This window comes from Microcoleus sp. FACHB-1515 (genome assembly GCF_014696105.1).
GTDB lineage: Bacteria > Cyanobacteriota > Cyanobacteriia > Elainellales > Elainellaceae > JAAUTJ01.
Genome location: NZ_JACJPO010000033.1, coordinates 35,174 through 50,420, shown reverse-complemented (window position 1 = coordinate 50,420; position 15,247 = coordinate 35,174). Strand labels below are relative to the sequence as shown.

Here is a 15,247-nt window from a genome sequence, read left to right as displayed (position 1 = left end):
TTAAGCGCGATCGCACGGCAAGGATTGGCTGGACGATCGACGCGGGCTAAACCGTCAGGCTATCTACTTCTACCTTCAATTGTGTTTATGAATCGTGTTATTCCGTTTGTTGATCTTCAGCTTCAGCATCAGCCGCTTCAGCATCAGCTTCAGCAGGCGATTCAGGCAGTGATCGATCGCCAGGATTTTGTGCTGGGTGAGGCATTGACCGAGTTTGAACAGACGTTTGCACGAGCTTGTGGCAGCGAATTTGCGATCGGCGTGGCGTCGGGAACGGATGCGATCGCGCTGGGGCTGCGAGCCTGTGGGATTGGGGCAGGCGATGAAGTGCTGTTGCCAGCCAATACGTTTATTGCGACGTTGGTTGGGGTGCTTCAGTCGGGTGCAACTCCGGTTCTGGTCGATTGCGATGCGGAGACGGCACTGATCGATTTGATGGCGGCAGAAAAGGCGATTACCGATCGAACACGGGCGATCGTTCCCGTTCACCTCTACGGCCAAATGGTGTCGCCCAAGCGCCTGCTGAATTTAGCTCGCACTTATGATCTGCTAGTTTTTGAAGATGCGGCTCAGGCACATCTGGCCGATCGCGAAGGCTATCGGGCGGGTTCAGTAGGCATGGCGGCGGCGTTTAGCTTTTATCCCAGCAAAAATTTGGGAGCGATGGGAGATGGTGGCATGGTCGTGACGCGCGAAGAAATTGTGGCGGAAACGCTGCGATCGCTGCGGAACTACGGCTCGCCTCGCAAGTATTTTCACACCGACTGCGGCACAAATAGCCGCCTCGATGCGATTCAAGCGGCAGTTCTCGCGACCAAACTGCCGCACCTGTCCAACTGGAATCGCGATCGCTATTTGGCCGCTCAACAGTACGACGAACTGCTGCAACCGTTGGCAGAATACGGCATTGCCCCGATTCGCAACGGCAGCGGCAGCGGTCATGTCTATCATCTCTACGTGATTCGTGTCACGGATGCCTGCCCGATCGATCGCGCTACGCTGCAAGAGGATCTGGCGGCGATCGGCATTCAAACAGGAATTCACTATCCGATTCCCTGTCACTTGCAGCCCGCCTATCACTTTTTGGGCTATCGGCACGGCGACTTTCCTCGTGCGGAGCAGTTGGCGCAGACGGTCTTGTCGCTGCCGATGTATCCTGGCATTACAACCGACCAAATTCAGCAGGTCGTCGCCGCGATCGAATCGATCGTCAAGTCCGCCACTGCGATCGAGCTTCAGCAAATCTAGATGCAATCAGCCATTTTGCGCCCGCGATCGATGCTCAGTGCTGTCCTGATCGGCCTGATCGGACTGCTGTATCTGCCGCTGCTGCTGCACTGGGCAGACGGCTGGATCAACAAAACCATCAGCATCGAGCATGAATATTTCAGTCATGGACTGATTGGCTTGCCGTTTGCCGTCTTGCTGGCTTGGGAAAGGCGCGATCGCTGGCGGCAACTGGCTCCGGCCAAAAGCTTCGCTGCATCGAGTCTCGGACTCGCCCTGCTGCTACTCAGTGTCGCCTGCTATTTCAGCCAGCTTGCCGACTTAATCAACCTCTCCCTACCAATTTGCCTGAGCGGATTGTGTCTTTGGCTCAAAGGCCAAGCCGGACTGCGCCTGCAAGCGTTTCCCCTCCTGCTAGTCTGGCTTGCTACGCCGACTGAACTCCCCTACCTGATCGCACCCTACACGCTGCCGCTGCAACGCTTTATTGCAGGCGCAGCAGGATTCATTTTGCTTCAGTTCGGTCTGGAGGTGGAGGTGAATCAGATCTATCTGTTTGTGAACGATCGCATCGTCGAGGTCGCTCCCTACTGCGCTGGACTTAAAATGCTGTTTACCAGCCTCTATGTCGGCCTGATGCTGCTGTACTGGCGCGGTGCATGGCGCTTACAATCGATCAGCGTGACTTTTTTCATGGGCATCATTTTGACCAGCACGATCGCCAACATTGTCCGCAATACCTGTTTGGCTTTTTTTCACGGAACTGGACGCGATCGCGCCTTTGACTGGCTGCACGCAGGCTGGGGCGGCGATGTTTATTCGGCAGCAATGCTAGGGTTGTTGGTGCTGCTGCTGAAAGGCATTGAGCACTGGATGCCGGAAACGTAACTGCCCATGCTGTCATCCGATCGATCGAACCCAATCACACTGCGGCTGATTGTTGCCCTGTTGGTGCTGGCGATCGCCGCTGTTCCCACGCTTCCCCGCTACCTAACGCAAACTTGGCCTTGGGACAAACTACCGTCTGTGCCCGCGATCGAATCGCTGCAATCGATTGAACGGAACGGCTTGACGCTGCCCGACTGGACAACGCAAGCTCAGCAGGCGATCGAAGTCAACGGCAGAACTTGGTCAGCTCAGTCGCTTCGGGCAGCCAATGGTCAGCAGGCTGTGTTGCTGCTGCGTCCGCAAACCTGGCCGCGCGACCAGCCGCAGGTGGAATGGACAGACATCGACGGACTGCATCACTGGACGGTCGATTCGCGATCGCGCTTCACGTTTGCTGCTGAGTCGCGATCAATTACGGCTCGCTGGTTTCGCGGCTGGAGCGAGAAGCAAACCTATGCCGTTCTCCAGTGGTATGCTTGGTCAACCGGAGGCGATTCCCGTCCGGCGCATTGGTTTTGGGCAGACCAGCAACAGCAATGGCGAACTCGCGATCGAATGCCCTGGATCGCCGTCTGCGTCTTGATCCCCGTTCCGCCCCTGAGCGAAATTGCGCCTGTCAAAACCGCAGCGATCGCTTTGGGACAAACGATTCAAGCGGCGATCGTCCAGGAACTCACCGCACCCGAATCAGTCCAGTGATATTCACTCTTCTGCTGAAGCGTATGCTGTTTTTTCGATCGGGACTGATCGCCCTGCTGCTGGTGTCGGCAACTCCCGCCCTTGCCCAAACCTCAGACGCCAATCAGCAGCTTGAACAGGCACGGCAGCGCTTGATCGAACAGGGTGAACAAATTGCACCCCTGCCGCCTCCACCGCCTAGCCCAACCCGTGTTCAGCCCGCCTCGGATGTGCACGATCGCTACCGTTTGGGGCCAGGAGACGCGATATTCGCCAGCGTTTTGCGCTTTTCTGACCTCAGCTTTCAAGCCACGATCGACCTCGAAGGCAATATCATCGTGCCGCTAGCCGGAAGCCTGTCGCTGCGCGGCTTAACGATCGCGGAGGCACAAGCGCGAATTCAAGCTGCCCTAAATCGCTTTGTGGTGAATCCCGTCGTTGCCGTTACGCTGGTGGCGCAGCGTCCCGTTTCGGTCTCCATCGTCGGTGAAATCGTGCGACCAGGGCAATATCCGCTGGCCGCGCCGGAACTGACGATCGCCCTGCTCAGCGCAGGCGGCACAACAGAACTGGCCGATTTGCGATCGATCCGCATTCGCCGCACCCAGCCCAACGGTACGGTGATCGAGCGCAATGTGGATCTGTTCACGCCGCTGGCGACGGCCAGCACATTGCCGGATGTGCGGCTTGAAGATAACGATGTTGTTGTGATCCCCGCGCTCAGCATTGAATCGAGTGCAACTTACGATCGTAACCTGGTGGCGCGATCCAACTTGGGACAGACACAAATGGTGATTCGCGTCTTGAACTACGCTGCGGGTAGCGGGCGATCGACCGGAGCCGTCATCAGCCGCATTACGCTTCCCAACGGCAGCAGCTTTCTCGATGCCGTGACGACGATCGCGCCGAATCCGGATGCGGCAAATTTGCGCGAAGTTGCTTTGGTGCGATTTGATCCGCAACTCGGTCGCCCCATCAGTCAAGAACTCGATGCACGAGCTGCTCTACGTGGGGACTTCTCGCAAAATCCAACTTTGGCAAACAACGACGTGATTATTGTTGGTCGCAACTTCATCAGTCGTTTTTCTACAGTTATTAATTCAATCACGCAGCCATTTCGCGATGTGCTGGGTTTCCTGTTGTTTTTCGACACGTTAGACGACAGTGCAGACAATCTGCTTCGCTAAAAACATTACCATAAAGGATTTTGATTTCGTGCGGCTGCAATGACCGTTTGTTCAATCCTCCTTTGCCGAGTTTCTGTTCGTTTTGCACTGCTAATCCAGGTCAAAATCAGCTTTTTACTGGTGTTGCTAAATGCTTCAAAGTTTTGATGAGCCGCTTCATTCACGGCGATCGCTGCTTGCAAATCAGGAGGAACCATGAGCGCTTCGATCGCATCCAAACTTTCCCACGATCTATCTTGTTTTGCCGCTGCAATTTTTCTCAATCCCGCCTCGGTCATCAAACCTTGTTCAATTAGTTCTTCAACATATTGCTTGTTCAATTTCGACCAAACGCTTTTCGGTTTGCGCGGCGTAAAAATCTGCTTGTAGCGCTCAGCGTCGATCGAATTCACCTTACTATCAATCCAGCCAAAACATAACGCTTCTTTCACCGCTTCCGGATAGCGAATGCTCGGCTTGCCGCTACTCACTTTGTAATAAACTAGCCACACACCGATCGCGGTTGAATAGTGAGCAGACAGCCATTCTCGCCAGGTCGATCGATCAACGGCGTAGACTATTTCAAGCGACTGATCAAACTTTGGCATTGTTTTCGAGCAGCTTCGATCGCGCTACAAATATTTTTTCAAAAGCAGTTGAAGCTTGTTTTTTGTGACTTCCGGGGCTTTATCGATCGGTGTAATAATGGCATATTTCAAAGCAGAATGAGCATCCGAAACAAAAGGATTTTCACTCAGTTTGCGTACTGTTTCTTGAATCACGCACTGAGCGTTGATGGCGTTTTTCTGCAAGTTATCAATTACCATTTCAACTGTGACGCTATCGTGGTCAGGATGCCAGCAGTCATAGTCTGTGACAAGGGCAAGCGTTGCGTAGGCAATTTCGGCTTCACGGGCAAGTTTGGCCTCCGGCAAGTTCGTCATTCCGATGATCGTCGCGCCCCAACTGCGGTAAAGATTGGATTCAGCTTTCGTGGAAAAAGCGGGACCTTCCATGCAAACATAAGTTCCGCCGCGATGCAGCGTCACATCTGAGAAATTGAGCGAAGCGATCGCTTCGCTCAAAACCGTTGCTAACTTCGGACAAACCGGATCGCCAAAGGCAATGTGCGCGATCAATCCTTCTCCAAAAAAGGTCGAAATGCGATTTTTGGTGCGATCGATAAATTGATCTGGCACAACCATATCCAGCGGCTTCGCTTCTTCTTTGAGCGATCCCACTGCCGAAGCTGATATCAAATATTCAACCCCCAAACTTTTCATCGCATAAATGTTAGCCCGAAACGGCAATTCGGACGGTGAAAGTGTGTGATTGCGGCCATGTCGCGCTAGGAATGCAACAGGTACGCCGTCAAGTTTGCCCAAAACGATTGCATCGGAAGGTTTGCCGAAGGGCGTTTCGATCGCCACTTCCTGCACATCCTTCAGCGCCTCCATTTTGTAAAGTCCACTGCCGCCAATAATGCCAATTTTTGCTGTAGTCATGAGTTTACTGTAGTCATGAGTTTAAATTAATCTGCCGCAACAACCAAAAACCACTGTAGGTCATTCCTGAATCATCCGGCTGAATGAGAAGAAAATGTACGCCTTGACTGGCTTGTTGGCGCGATCGAAACGTTTGAGCAGCAGTTTTTACTTCGGGGTCATCAAACGTCGCAACAACCCAGTGATCGACCAGCCCCGCCTCTAAAATTAGCCCGTCAGGATCGCCAGGAATGTAATTCAAAAAAGCCGGATTTTCGTCTTTGAGCCATCGCGCCAACCGCATCGATTGCCGTCCGCCATCAATTACGACACCGGGGATCGCAAGAGTGGATGAAAGTTTGAGGTTGAAGGGCATCAGCGCGTCGGGCATTGCCACGATGGGGATCGGGCGATCGCGAAATCGATCGAGTTCTCCAGCGGGAAGCGAGGCAAACCGCCAGCGATCGCCCCAGAGTTCTTCCGGTAGCGGAGTTGGCGGTGGAGAGTCGAGCGCGAGCGGGTCGTAGGATTGGCCTGTGTAGCCTGCCATGCCAGGATAGTCTTGCGATCGCTGCTGTAAAAAAGCTTTGAGGGCGGGCGTGTGGCGCGTTGGTTCAACGGTGATCCCCAAAGTTTGCGCGGCGGCTTGAATGATGCTGAGCGACTGCGGACGAAAGACTTGCAGCGCTTCGGGCGTGATCCCCGTTTGGGTGAGGATCGATCGCAGTTCAGTCGCGCTCCACTGCGAATTGGCTTCGGACTGCGGACACATTGACCAGTAGCGCAGTTCGCCCGCCGCATCGCAAACGACCAGTTCCCAAAGTGGTTGTCCGGTTTCAGACTGAAGCGGACGACGGTAAAAATCAACTTGCCATTGCATCGTCATCATTCTAGGCTTTGAAATAAAGTTCGAGCTAAAAGCTGAAGTCAGTTAAAACTGACTAATACTTGTGTTGAGGTTAGAAGCAACCTGTTTTCACGGGTTTGAGCTTTTAGCCTGAACTTTAAGTTCAAGGTATTATTTCAAGGCTATCAGCAAAACGATCGAGACAGAGATAATCCCCGCCTCGATCGCCACTGGTTTTTTGGATTTAGAGCGGAACGCTAGCGAAAATTGGATCGATCGATTCCACTCCGGGCGCGTACATTTTGGCAACGTAATCGGCCACCATGCGATCGGTGTTGAACAGCGGCGCATTCGTGCGAATCGAAGCTTTCATCATCCGCACCCAGTTTTGCGGGATGCCCTCCGCGTCTTGGTCATAGTAGAGCGGGATGATTTCGGTTTCCAGCAGGCGATAGAGCGATTCAGAATCGATGCGGTCTTGCAGTTCTTGGTCGCTGGTGTGGGCATCTTCGCCGATCGCCCAGCCGTTGATCCCCTGACCGTTCGCGTCGGCCTGATAGCCTTCGCACCACCAGCCATCGAGGACGCTACAGTTGATCCCGCCATTGAAGCAGACCTTTTGGCCGCTGGTTCCCGATGCTTCCAGGGGGCGACGCGGATTGTTCAGCCAAACATCCACGCCTTGAACGAGCTTTTGGGCGGTGAAGATGTCGTAGTCTTCCACGAACGCGACGCGATTTTGAATCGAGGGATGGCGACACCACTCCATGACGCGCTGAATAATCCGCTTGCCTTCTTCGTCGGCAGGGTGGGCTTTGCCCGAAAAGACGATTTGCACGGGGCGATCGCTATCTCCCAACAATCGGAGGGCGCGATCGAAGTCCCGCAGAATCAGATCGCCACGCTTATACGGGCTGAAGCGACGGGCAAATCCGATGATCAAAGCGCGGGGATCAAGCAGATTGTCAACGGCTTGAATTTGCCAGTGGTCTTCGCCGCGATTTTGTCGAGAGTTGCGGACTCTCAGGCGCGTGTGGGCAACCAAGCGTTCTTTCAAAATCAAATGCCGTTCCCACAGTTCCGCAGCCGGAATGTCTTCGACTTTTGCCCACATTTGGGGATCAACGACGTGGCGCGACCAGTCTTCCCCGAAATACTGTGCGAACAGGTCGGCCATCAGCGGGGCTGTCCAAGTGCGAGCGTGAACGCCGTTCGTGATATGGCCGATCGGCACTTGATCTTCGGTCGATCGCGGATAGAGAACCGTCCACATTTTGCGCGAAACCTGTCCGTGCAGTTCGCTGACGCCATTGGCAGCCCTTGTCATCCGCAGAGCCAGCGGCGTCATGCCAAACGGCTCCCAGGGATCGCCCAGTCGTCTTGCACCCAAGGCGAGGAACTGTTCGCGATCGAGCTTCAGTTGCGGCCAGTAGGAGGCGAAGAACGAATCCATCAGGTCGGCAGAGAAAACATCGTGTCCGGCGGGGACGGGCGTATGCGTGGTGAAGATCGATCGATCGCGCACTCCCGCCTCAACGTCGTAGAACGATTTGCCCGTCTTCTGCATATCCTGCCGCGCCACTTCCAGCAGACAGAAGGCTGCGTGACCTTCGTTCAGGTGATAGACCGAGGGCGCGATCTCCAGAGCTTCCAGAGCGCGGACGCCCCCGATCCCCAGCACGATTTCCTGAGCGATGCGGGTTTCTTGATTGCCGCCGTAGAGGTGTCCGGTCAGCCAGCGATCGATCGGGTCGTTGTCAGCCCGATCCGTATCCAGCAGGAACAGCTTGACGCGCCCGATCATCGCCTTCCAGATCTGGACGTGAACGGTGCGCTGCCGAACTTGCAGATCGAACGTAATCGGCTCGCCTTGAGGATCGCGGATCAGTTCCAGCGGCAGGCGATCGAACTGATTATCAACGTAATAGTCTTCCTGCCATCCGCTGCGGCTGAGACGCTGCCGGAAGTAGCCTTGGCGATACATCAGGCCAACGCCAACGAGCGGCACACCCAAGTCTGAAGCGGATTTGAGGTGATCCCCCGCTAAGATTCCCAAGCCGCCAGAGTAGATCGGTAGCGATTCGTGAATGCCAAATTCGGCGCAGAAGTAGCTGACCGGATGTTCGATCGAAATTCGCGGGGCGACGCGATTTGCCCAGGTATTTTGCTCGGCCATGTAGCGATCGAACTGCGTCACCGTTGCGTTCAAGCGCTTGAGATACTGGGGATCTTCGGCGACTTGGGTGAGGCGATCGAACGAAACGGCTTCGAGCAAAGCAACGGGATTGTGATTGCAGCGCTGCCACTCTTCCGGATGAATGTTTTGGAAAATGGCGATGCGATCGGATGCCCAACTCCACCAGTAATTGTAGGCCAGGTCAGCCAAGCGCTTGAGCGGCAATGGCAACTTTGCCCCAAGCTGAGCAGCAGGGGAAACAGACGGATTGTAATCCATAGAAAATTCTTCCAATTGCAGGTTGCTAGATGCTGGATGGGAGCGATCGATCCCGAACTAGGGTTGAACTGAGCGATCTGGAAAGGTAAAGTTCACCCAATTGAGACGGAGGCGATCGCCTCAGTGAAAATGCTCAGGTTCGATCGGGTGGGTCATGCTGACGAAGCCAAATATCTACACTGGCAGGAATTCCCACGATTCGGCTGAGCTGTTTACAGACTTTACTGCTTCGCAACTTAAGTTCAGCGAAAACATAATGATTTTTTCGGTTTGTGAATTTTTGCGAAACGGGCGCGATCGAATCTAGTGTTGGAAGATTGCGGTTAGCATCGACTTAGTGGGATGAGCGATCGAACCTGGCATCGCCGCTTTGCTCTGCAAATTGCATTAAGATTGACAAAATTCTTGCCGTTGATTTCCACTGAACCTATGAAGCCTGCCCTGACCCAATTTGGCGATCACATGTCCCACCTGAGCGGGGTGCGGGCAATCATGAAAGACATCATTGAAACCTTGCAGGCAGGCCAAGGCCGAGAATTTATCAACCTCAGCGCGGGAAATCCCGTCATTTTGCCGGAAGTGGAGCAGCTTTGGCGCGACTGCACGGCTGACCTGCTCGCTAGTTCTGAATATGGCGAAGTCGTTTGCCGCTACGGGTCAAGTCAAGGCTATCAGCCGTTCATCGATGCCGTGCTGGAAGATTTCAATCAGCGCTACGGGCTGAATTTGACCAATCGCAACATTTTGATTACGCCCGGAAGCCAATCACTCTACTTCTACGCCGCAAACGCACTAGGCGGCTACACCTCAGACGGGCGACTCAAGCAAATCGTGCTGCCGCTGAGTCCCGACTACACGGGATACGGCGGTGTGACGCTGATCCCCGAAGCGCTCAAAGCCTATAAACCGTCGCTCGATATTGACGCGCCCGCGCACCGCTTCAAATATCGCCCCGACTTCAGCCAGCTTGAACTGAACGAATCAACAGGCTTTGTTCTCTTTTCGCGTCCCTGCAATCCGACGGGCAACGTGCTGACCGATGACGAAGTCCGCAAGATTGCTGCGATCGCTGAATCCTACAACGCCCCCGTTTTGATTGATTCGGCTTACTCACCGCCATTCCCCGCGCTCAACTTCACCGAGATGACGCCGCTGTTTGGCAAAAATATCGTCCACTGCATGAGCCTATCTAAGGCCGGACTGCCGGGAGAGCGCATCGGGATCGCGCTGGGCGACGAGCAGGTGATCCGCGTTTTGGAAGCGTTTCAGGCCAATATGTGTCTGCACTCGTCGCGCTATGGTCAGGCGATCGCCGCCCGCGCTATCAGCTCCGGTAAGCTGGCCGACATTTCCACATCCGTCATCCGCCCGTACTACCAGGCCAAATTTAGCGTCCTTGAAACTGCGCTTGATGCTGCGATGTCCCCGGATATTCCTTGGTTCTTGCATCGCGGCGAAGGCGCAATTTTCGCGTGGATCTGGTTCCAAGACTTGCCAATTACCGATTGGGAACTCTATCAGGAAATCAAGCAAACGGGCGTGATCGTCGTTCCTGGCAGTCCGTTCTTCCCCGGACTGAAAGAAGACTGGCAGCACAAACACCAGTGCATTCGCATCAGCCTGACCGCAACGGACGAAGAACTCGCAATGGGAATGCGCCGGATTGCCGAAATTGTCGATCGCGTCTACGCCAAACAGCCCGCCACCGTCCGATGAACCGCTCGATCGATCCCCAAATTCCCGCTGGCTGGATCGCGATCGGCAAAATCGTCAGCGCCCAAGGACTCAAAGGCGAACTGCGCGTCTATCCCGACACCGACTTCCCCGATCGCTTCATCCGACCGGGCGATCGCTGGCTGCTGCGTCCTGGTCAATCTGATCCAGAATCCGTTGAACTCAAGTCCGGTCGCTATCTCGACGGAAAAGGACTTTACGTGATTCGGCTGGCGGGGATCAGCGATCGCAACGCAGCCGAAGCCCTACGAAACTGCTTGATTTTGGTGCGCGAAGACGATCGACCCCCGCTTGAAGCAGGCGAATTTCATGTCCTCGATCTCATTGGTTTACTGGTGTTTCAGCAGGAATCTCAAGAAGCGATCGGCACCGTTACCGACGTGATCCCCGCCGGAAATGATTTGCTCGAAGTTGTGCTGAAAGACTCAAATCAGCGCGTCTTAATTCCGTTTGTCGAGGCGATCGTCCCGATTGTCGATCTGGAAAATCGCCGCATCGAAATTAATCCACCTGCCGGACTGCTCGATGTTAATCGAAAATAGCAAATTCCCAATCTAGAAAATTTTGAACTTGAAAGAATTAACCAATAAAAACAAATCGATTCAGGCAAGGCGTTAATTTTTAGCAAAAAAATCTGTAGCAAAAGTGCGATCGAACTGTATATTTGTACTACGTTCGCTCATCGCCGCCATGCCGATCAAATCTTCTCAAATTCGCGACATTCTCAACGCCAAACGCCAAGATTTTTCTGCATTCAATTCCGAAGCACTGCGCGATTTGCAGCGCTATCGAACGGCGATCGAGCGATTTTGCGACTTGTGGCCGGAAGAACTCGCAGAGCTTTTGCTCAAGCATCCAAGCGACTTGGGAGCGCGACCGCTAGAAGAATATGAAAACGCACCCAGCTTAATTTTGCCCTGCGGTTTAAGCTGGCAAAATCGCGAAGAAAGCATCGACTGGGTGCGCGATCGACTAGGCGGCATCACCACATTCGCTGTGGATGGATCGCAAATTTATCCCAGCAAAGATCTGTCAATTCCGATCGCTTTGGTGCAAATTGGCTGGTTTGAAAATTCTCATCTCCCGCAAGGCGGCTACTGTAAAGACATTCGCATCGACGTGATGACGCCGCAAGAATTGCAGGCCAAAAACAGCGGAGAACCTGTCGATCGCCGTGTCAGTATGCGCCGCTTTGAGATGGAAATCGAACGATTAATTGAATACATCCACGACCATGCCGGAGCCGAAGATGTTTTGGTTTTCCTCGACGGTTCGCTGGTTGCCACGTTTGCCGAAGCCTTCGACGCCGAAACGCGACAGGTCTATGTGGACTGTTTGCGATCGCTCCTCGCCGCCAGCGAACGTCACCGCGTTCCCCTCGTTGCCTACATCGACACAACCTACGCGCAAGATCTGGCCGTCATGCTGCGGACGCTATTCGACCTGCCTGCCTCCAACTCAATTCACGACGCGCAACTGATTCACCGATCGATGAACTGGGGCGATCGCACCCCGCTGTTTCGCTGCCAGCGAGCCGGAATTTTGAACAGCTACGACGACCAGCGCGATCGCGTTGCCTTCACCTACCTCCGAACCACTCGCGACGGCTATCCTGTCCGCCTCGAACTGCCAATGTGGGTTTACGAAGCAAATCGTCACAATCAAATTCTCGACTGGGTACGCGCTGAAGTGATTATTGGCGGTGGCTATCCGTATGCGATCGAAACCGCCGACCAAACTGCCGTTTTGCAGATGGACGATCGCCAAGCATTCTTCCGCATCCTGCAAGACTGGGCAGACCAAGAAGAACTGAACCTGCGCTTTTCGCGCAAAATGGTGAGCAAAACGCGCCGTCGCTAGCAGTCGATCGCACCGTTCCAGCGCCAGCAGATCAACCGCTAGTAGACCATCGCAAAAAATTGAGCCTCTGCTGGAAATGCTCCATCTGAGGCTCAATCGTTGTGAGGCGTTTGCCTTGTCGTTCAAACTGAGGCTAGGCAAGCTTATGCAAGCTCTTGAAGTTCACGCTCTAGCTGATTGATCAAATTTTGGTCGCCGCGATCGCGAGCCGAGTTTAACCGACGCTGCACGTTGTCACGCAGATTTTGACGGTGCTGTCGGGTCACTTCGGCATTGGAAACGCGAGGCGCTTGCGTCCTCGGCAGCGGAGCGCTTGCCATGCCGCGAGACTGCTGCATTTCGCGCTCTAGCTGGCTGATGAGATTGGCGTCACCTTTAGCACGAGCGGCATCCAAACGGTGCTGTAGGCTATCGAGAATGTTTTGCTGATGAACGTTGCCAACGTTGCGCTGAGATTTCATGTGAGATTTCCAAGTTGTAAATAATGTTTAAAACAGGAGCGAAGCTGCATTTTGAGCTGTTCGCTCCTGAAGGAATTAGCGATTTCGCATCGGCAGCGGACGGGGCAAGCCTTGACCACTGCGTCGCATCACAGGCTGCGGAACAGGCAGGCCGTCAGCATGACGAAAAACGCGATCGCGCTCTTCTTGATCAAGCTGGTCGGCGATCGAGTCACCCAAGTCGCCATCAAAGCCAAATTTTGTGCCGCGATAATAGAATTTCATGAGTTTCGCCTCCAAAGAAAAATGTTGAGTCGGTCAGAGGCGCGTTCCTTCGGGAGGTTTCCCTACTTCCGTCTTTTCGATCGCGTCAGTAGCGACCAAAAAGATGAACGAATTTTTATTTCTGTATCTAATTTTACTGTTTAGAAAATTGATTGTCAAATCCTGACAATTAAACTTTTCTTAAGCAAAAAAACCGCCTATGGAAGGCGGTTCGCAGGTAAGTTATGGACGCCTGCTGCTAATCAGCGGTCGGCGGGAAGATCCGCTCGATCGTGCGGTTGAAGCTATCGGGTGCGAAGTGATGCCAAGCCGTAATTCCGGCTGCCCCCATCACCAGCATCAACACAGCCAGTCCAAACCGCACTGCCCACAGGCTGACCGGACGGACAACAGGCGCAGCCGAAACGGACGCAGGCGACTCAGTCGATTCGCCATACAGCAAGGCTTTCGAGGCTTCAGTCATGTCTTCGCTAGGCAGCGGCAGGGCGATCGGTTCAAACAGCGGCGTTTCAGCCGTCGAAAGCTGACAGTGCATCAGCACCGCCGTCGCATTGTCTGATCCGTTCTTCTCGTTCGCCAATTCGATCCAAGATTGAGCAGCAGCAGTCAGCGTAATTTTACCCTTGAGCACTTGGCGCGTCAGATCTTCCCAGTTTTGTTCGATCAAATTGTTATCGCTAACACCGTCCGAACACAGCAGCAGAACGCCATCTTCATCCAGAATCAAGCGCTGCACGGTGGGACGCAGCCAGTCGGCTTCGCGAGTGCCCAATGCCTGCGTGAGTGCGCCTCCGTCCGATCGCTGCTGCGCCTGAGCATACAAGCTGCGTCCCATTCGCACTTCCCGCCCGGCCAAATCATCATCCACCGTCAGCAAATGGCAGTAGCGCGGCGCTAGCCAGTAGGCGCGGCTGTCTCCCGTGTGAACCAGATAAAGTTCATGCGCGTTCGTGCCCGTTGAAGTGGCCTGCGGCAGTTGCAGCGCCATCACCAAAGTTGTTCCCATACGCTGGCGATCGGCTCGGCCATGTGCATCATTCTGACTCGCGATTAAATTGTTGACGACGCGGACGATCGCTTCTAGCTGCTGCATGATCACAGCAGGCGGCAGCGGTTCGGGCTGTGCCAACGTATCAGCAACAAGAGCGCGAATTTGCAAACAGAGCGATCGGACGGCAAGCTGACTCGCAACTTCACCGCCCGCATGTCCACCAATGCCGTCGCAGACAATTCCCAGTTCTGCCAGATCGCCCGTTTCATTCACAGGCGGATAGCAAGCGTCTTCGTTGAGGGTGCGAATTGTGCCGCTGGTTGTGGCTGAGGCAACCTTCAGACGTAACGGCAGTTGGGCAGATTGCTGAAGCAGCAGGGAATTGAGGCGGAGGGCGATCGCCTGAAGAGTCGCGCCTGACTGCATTTCTTGACAAAGCTGCTGAAGCGCAGGAACAAGGGGCGATTTCGTTGGTGAAATCCAGCGCAGCCACAGCGCAGCTAAATCCTTGAGCGTGGGCGGCGTTTGGTCTAAACGCAGTTCGCGCAGTCGCACTCGCCAGCCTTCCACCCGCAAATTTTCTGCTGCCAGCAGACTACTGGCAACGCCCTGTTCGCTCAAGGGTTCCCACAGCATCAGCATCTGCCAAAACCAAGAGAGCTGACGCACCGGAGTTGTTTGCGGCCATAGCGCCCCCAAAGCGGGATAAAGCTTTCCTGTATCGTCGATCGGCACATTGGTCAGCAGCGGAATCGATCGCCCGTTTTCCTGATAGAAGCCGCGCAGTTCCGGGAGATGCAGCCGCAGACTGTGCAGCCTGAGATAAGGCAACATCTCCGGCAGAACAGGCAGTTCCGCAGGCTCAACGGGCTTTGTGTCTAGCCAAATCTGGGGAGCCATCACCACATAGCGGCGATCGAGAATCGTTCCGGCAGAATGCGAACTGGTAATCGCCCACAGGTAGCTGTAATTCAGCGGCGTTTGGCAGCGATCGCACAAGCGCTGTCCCCAAGCATTTTCGGCATGACGACAGGTTAGATTCGGACACTGAATCGGCAAAGTTGCAGCGCTTGGCGCTGAAGGCTCAGAAAGAATTCGCGCAGTCATAAGCTAAGACCAAGGTGGATGGGCGATCGAATGAGCTAGATTAGTCGTGTCGGGAAATTAACGAGTCATTGTAGTGCGAAATTGC

The 15,247-nt window shown here is 54.3% G+C and carries 14 protein-coding genes and 1 riboswitch; of the genes, 7 read left to right on the top strand and 7 right to left on the bottom strand.

Annotated features, from left to right (window positions below; all coding sequences use genetic code 11):
- Positions 1 to 87 precede the first annotated feature (87 nt).
- The 4 genes from H6F67_RS11270 to H6F67_RS11255 are packed head-to-tail and all read left to right on the top strand — an operon-like array spanning position 88 to position 3,980.
- On the top strand, positions 88 to 1,248 hold the full coding sequence (locus H6F67_RS11270; RefSeq protein ID WP_190766375.1) for a DegT/DnrJ/EryC1/StrS aminotransferase family protein: 1,161 nt from the start codon (positions 88 to 90) through the stop codon (positions 1,246 to 1,248).
- On the top strand, positions 1,249 to 2,115 hold the full coding sequence (crtB, locus tag H6F67_RS11265; RefSeq protein ID WP_190766373.1) for a cyanoexosortase B: 867 nt from the start codon (positions 1,249 to 1,251) through the stop codon (positions 2,113 to 2,115).
- A 6-nt stretch (positions 2,116 to 2,121) separates the two neighbouring features.
- On the top strand, positions 2,122 to 2,814 hold the full coding sequence (locus H6F67_RS11260; RefSeq protein ID WP_190766371.1) for a cyanoexosortase B system-associated protein: 693 nt from the start codon (positions 2,122 to 2,124) through the stop codon (positions 2,812 to 2,814).
- Positions 2,815 to 2,837: 23 nt separating this feature from the next.
- On the top strand, positions 2,838 to 3,980 hold the full coding sequence (locus H6F67_RS11255; protein WP_190766369.1) for a polysaccharide biosynthesis/export family protein: 1,143 nt from the start codon (positions 2,838 to 2,840) through the stop codon (positions 3,978 to 3,980).
- A 5-nt stretch (positions 3,981 to 3,985) separates the two neighbouring features.
- Here H6F67_RS11255 and H6F67_RS11250 read toward each other — a convergent pair whose 3' ends face one another.
- The 4 genes from H6F67_RS11250 to glgP form a co-directional block, all read right to left on the bottom strand.
- Positions 3,986 to 4,567: a YdeI family protein gene (locus tag H6F67_RS11250; protein WP_190766367.1), complete on the bottom strand. Its 582-nt coding sequence runs from the start codon at positions 4,565 to 4,567 to the stop codon at positions 3,986 to 3,988.
- A gap of 24 nt (positions 4,568 to 4,591) precedes the next feature.
- Entirely contained in the window at positions 4,592 to 5,464 is an 873-nt protein-coding gene (locus H6F67_RS11245) for an S-methyl-5'-thioadenosine phosphorylase (protein WP_190766365.1), read from the bottom strand.
- A 13-nt stretch (positions 5,465 to 5,477) separates the two neighbouring features.
- Positions 5,478 to 6,329: a Tab2/Atab2 family RNA-binding protein gene (locus H6F67_RS11240; protein WP_396797867.1), complete on the bottom strand. Its 852-nt coding sequence runs from the start codon at positions 6,327 to 6,329 to the stop codon at positions 5,478 to 5,480.
- Positions 6,330 to 6,534: 205 nt separating this feature from the next.
- Positions 6,535 to 8,745: an alpha-glucan family phosphorylase gene (gene glgP, locus H6F67_RS11235; RefSeq protein ID WP_190766361.1), complete on the bottom strand. Its 2,211-nt coding sequence runs from the start codon at positions 8,743 to 8,745 to the stop codon at positions 6,535 to 6,537.
- Between the two features lie 429 nt (positions 8,746 to 9,174).
- Between glgP and H6F67_RS11230 the strand changes: the two genes are divergently transcribed.
- The 3 genes from H6F67_RS11230 (at position 9,175) to H6F67_RS11220 (ending at position 12,339) form a co-directional block, all read left to right on the top strand.
- Positions 9,175 to 10,461, top strand: coding sequence for a valine--pyruvate transaminase (locus H6F67_RS11230; protein ID WP_190766360.1), 1,287 nt, complete (start codon positions 9,175 to 9,177; stop codon positions 10,459 to 10,461).
- Positions 10,458 to 11,021, top strand: a complete 564-nt coding sequence (gene rimM / locus H6F67_RS11225; RefSeq protein ID WP_190766358.1) for a ribosome maturation factor RimM — start codon at positions 10,458 to 10,460, stop codon at positions 11,019 to 11,021. Before H6F67_RS11230 ends, rimM begins: the two co-directional genes overlap by 4 nt.
- 148 nt (positions 11,022 to 11,169) lie before the next feature.
- Positions 11,170 to 12,339 carry a DNA double-strand break repair nuclease NurA gene (locus H6F67_RS11220; protein WP_190766356.1) on the top strand — a complete coding sequence of 390 codons (1,170 nt, stop codon included), beginning with the start codon at positions 11,170 to 11,172 and terminating at the stop codon, positions 12,337 to 12,339.
- Positions 12,340 to 12,482: 143 nt separating this feature from the next.
- On the opposite strand, the gene H6F67_RS11215 is transcribed toward H6F67_RS11220, so the two are convergent.
- The 3 genes from H6F67_RS11215 to H6F67_RS11205 form a co-directional block, all read right to left on the bottom strand.
- Entirely contained in the window at positions 12,483 to 12,800 is a 318-nt protein-coding gene (locus H6F67_RS11215; RefSeq protein ID WP_190766460.1) for a hypothetical protein, read from the bottom strand.
- A gap of 75 nt (positions 12,801 to 12,875) precedes the next feature.
- Positions 12,876 to 13,064 carry a hypothetical protein gene (locus H6F67_RS11210; RefSeq protein WP_190766354.1) on the bottom strand — a complete coding sequence of 63 codons (189 nt, stop codon included), beginning with the start codon at positions 13,062 to 13,064 and terminating at the stop codon, positions 12,876 to 12,878.
- A 38-nt stretch (positions 13,065 to 13,102) separates the two neighbouring features.
- A riboswitch (Glutamine riboswitch) is annotated at positions 13,103 to 13,176 on the bottom strand.
- Between the two features lie 126 nt (positions 13,177 to 13,302).
- On the bottom strand, positions 13,303 to 15,162 hold the full coding sequence (locus H6F67_RS11205; RefSeq protein WP_190766352.1) for a PP2C family serine/threonine-protein phosphatase: 1,860 nt from the start codon (positions 15,160 to 15,162) through the stop codon (positions 13,303 to 13,305).
- Positions 15,163 to 15,247: the final 85 nt, after the last annotated feature.

Coding starts and splice junctions, on each gene's coding strand:
- H6F67_RS11270 (WP_190766375.1), top strand. CDS start 88: ATGAATCGTGTTATTCCGTTTGTTGATCTTCAGCTTCAGCATCAGCCG.
- crtB (WP_190766373.1), top strand. CDS start 1,249: ATGCAATCAGCCATTTTGCGCCCGCGATCGATGCTCAGTGCTGTCCTG.
- H6F67_RS11260 (WP_190766371.1), top strand. CDS start 2,122: ATGCTGTCATCCGATCGATCGAACCCAATCACACTGCGGCTGATTGTT.
- H6F67_RS11255 (WP_190766369.1), top strand. CDS start 2,838: ATGCTGTTTTTTCGATCGGGACTGATCGCCCTGCTGCTGGTGTCGGCA.
- H6F67_RS11250 (WP_190766367.1), bottom strand. CDS start 4,567: ATGCCAAAGTTTGATCAGTCGCTTGAAATAGTCTACGCCGTTGATCGA.
- H6F67_RS11245 (WP_190766365.1), bottom strand. CDS start 5,464: ATGACTACAGCAAAAATTGGCATTATTGGCGGCAGTGGACTTTACAAA.
- H6F67_RS11240 (WP_396797867.1), bottom strand. CDS start 6,329: ATGACGATGCAATGGCAAGTTGATTTTTACCGTCGTCCGCTTCAGTCT.
- glgP (WP_190766361.1), bottom strand. CDS start 8,745: ATGGATTACAATCCGTCTGTTTCCCCTGCTGCTCAGCTTGGGGCAAAG.
- H6F67_RS11230 (WP_190766360.1), top strand. CDS start 9,175: ATGAAGCCTGCCCTGACCCAATTTGGCGATCACATGTCCCACCTGAGC.
- rimM (WP_190766358.1), top strand. CDS start 10,458: ATGAACCGCTCGATCGATCCCCAAATTCCCGCTGGCTGGATCGCGATC.
- H6F67_RS11220 (WP_190766356.1), top strand. CDS start 11,170: ATGCCGATCAAATCTTCTCAAATTCGCGACATTCTCAACGCCAAACGC.
- H6F67_RS11215 (WP_190766460.1), bottom strand. CDS start 12,800: ATGAAATCTCAGCGCAACGTTGGCAACGTTCATCAGCAAAACATTCTC.
- H6F67_RS11210 (WP_190766354.1), bottom strand. CDS start 13,064: ATGAAATTCTATTATCGCGGCACAAAATTTGGCTTTGATGGCGACTTG.
- H6F67_RS11205 (WP_190766352.1), bottom strand. CDS start 15,162: ATGACTGCGCGAATTCTTTCTGAGCCTTCAGCGCCAAGCGCTGCAACT.